We start from the raw sequence: 2,206 nt of genomic DNA, 5'->3' as shown, positions 1-2,206 counted from the left end.
CCGCCCGGGCTCGGCCGGCTCCCGCGACTCGGCGGACCGGTGCCGGCCCCGGCGCAGCGCGGCGAGCTGGACGACGGCGAGCCCGGCCAGCAGCGCCACCGCCACCAGGGCCGCGATCCGGGCGAGGAGCCGGTCCCGGTCGAGCGTGTCCAGCCGGTCCTTCAGCAGCGCGTCGAGCTGGTCGAGGATCACCGTGCGAAGTTCCTTGGCCGCGTTCTGGGCGGTCAGGCCGGCGCGGGTGAGCTGGTCGGTGCTGGGCGCGGCGCGTCCCGGGGCGGGCGCGGAGAACGCGGTGAACGCCTCCAGCGAGCGCTGGTAGGTGTCCAGCGGGGTGAGCACGTTGGCGCCCAGGTCGGTGCTCTCCGAGCTGTCCACCGCCGAGCGCAGGTCGGCGACCAGGTCCATGGCCGGGCCGAGCGCGGACACCCGCAGTTCGGCCAGCTCGGCGCCGGTCTTCGCCCGCTCGGCGGCGGGGCGGGCGGCGGCCAGCCGGACCAGGTCGGCGAGCCGGCCGGCCAGCACGGTCGCGGTGGGCAGGTCGCCGCCGATGCCGTCCTGGAGGAAGAAGGAGTCGGCCCGGGGGTCGCGGATCAGGCCGGAGCTCTCCCGCACCTTCCGGTAGAGGGCCAGCAGCAGGTCGGTGGCCTCCCCGTACGCCCGGTAGGCCGCCTCCGGGTCGCCGAGCCCGCGGTCCGGCAGCGCCTCCAGCTTCGCCCGCAGCCCGGCCCAGCGCTCGTGACTGCGCAGGTCGTCGCCGACCTCGGTGTCCACCTCGGCCGCCCGCTCGATCGCGGCGTTGAGCGCCGCGCGGGAGACCGGAGCCCCGGCGACGGCGGTGGCCTGGGCTTCGACCAGCGCGTCCGTGACCGGCCCGAGGGCGCGCAGGTAGCGGACCCCGAGGCGTTCCCGGGTCGCCAGGTCGTGGTCGTCGGCGGTGGTGCCGGAGACCTGAGCGAAGAGCAGACCGAGTGGAGCGATCAGCGCCAGCACCAGCAGCAGGGGCAGGACACGGCCCGGTACGGAGGGCCGCCGACGGACCCGCGGCGCGGGAACTGTCATGGTCTGTCTCCTCCGGCGACGGCAGCGTGATGTGGTACGCCGGGAGGTCGCCGTACGCAGTCCCGTGCACCGGACCGGAAAAGTAGCCGAACCGGGCGGGGTCGGAACCTCGGTCGATGAGTCGGCTTCACGTCACTTCGGTAGGAATGACAGAGCGTCGAGGGGGCGAATACTCAGAGTTCGATCGACGTGACGAGACGCGACATCGACGGTGATTTGCGGGTGTAGATGTGAATTCACGTGATCCGAATACGTCCCGCTGGGATGGTCTGGACCTTCTGCGGACGACGGGGGGCGCGCGCCGAACGGCCCAGCCGGACGGACGTACGGCGGATCTCAGGGAACGCTCAGCCGGCGGCCCGTACCGTGTGCCGCATGAGATCACCCGTCGCGCGGGTCCGGCGCGCCCTCGCCGGCCGTCCGCGCCGGATCGTCGCCGCCGCCGTGGTGGTGGTCCTGGTCGTCGCCGCCCTGGTCTGGGCGGTCCGTCCGCAGGGCCCGGACTTCCGGACCGAGGCGGCCGTGGTGACCGTCCGCTCCGGACCGGCCGGGGACGAGCCGGTCGACCTGGACACCACGCTCTACCTGCCCGGCGACGCCTCGGACCGCAACCGGGTGCCGGCGGTGCTGCTGGCGCACGGGTTCGGTGGCACCAAGGAGTCGGTCCGCTCCGACGCCGAGGACCTGGTCGCCCGGGGGTACGCGGTGCTCACCTGGACCGCCCGGGGCTTCGGCCGCAGCGGCGGCCAGATCCACCTGGACAACCCGGACTACGAGGTGCGGGACGCGCAACGGCTGCTGGACCGGCTCGCCGCCCGCCCGGAGGTCCGCCTGGACGCGTCCGGCGACCCGCGCGTCGGCGTGGTCGGCGGCTCGTACGGCGGTGGCCTGGCCCTGCTGCTGGCCGCGCAGGACCAGCGGGTCGACGCGATCGTGCCGATGATCACCTGGAACGACCTGTCCCGGGCGTTCCTGCCGGAGAGCACCGGCCGGGAGCCCACCGACGGCGTGTTCAAGAAGGGCTGGGCCGGCATCTTCTTCGGCGGTGGCGGCAACGCCGGCTCCGGTCCGGCGGGCCTCTCCGGCGCCACCGCGGCCCAGCCGGAGGGCGCCCCCGCGTCGGCCGGTCCGGCGAGCCCGCAGCCGG

General features: G+C 74.9%; 2 protein-coding genes. One reads left to right on the top strand and one right to left on the bottom strand.

Annotated elements, in window-relative coordinates:
* The coding region (locus HUW36_RS31385) for a hypothetical protein (protein ID WP_174531388.1) at nt 1-1,059 on the bottom strand (1,059 nt) is incomplete at its 3' end.
* 375 nt (nt 1,060-1,434) lie between these two features.
* Between HUW36_RS31385 and HUW36_RS31380 the strand changes: the two genes are divergently transcribed.
* Nucleotides 1,435-2,206: alpha/beta hydrolase (locus HUW36_RS31380; RefSeq protein ID WP_174531387.1), on the top strand; the 772-nt coding region annotated here is incomplete at its 3' end.

The sequence above is a fragment of the Micromonospora maritima genome (assembly GCF_902825405.1).
Classification (GTDB): Bacteria; Actinomycetota; Actinomycetes; order Mycobacteriales; family Micromonosporaceae; genus Micromonospora; species Micromonospora maritima.
The sequence above is the reverse complement of the archived record's forward strand: the minus strand, read 5'-3'. Positions and strand labels throughout refer to the sequence as shown.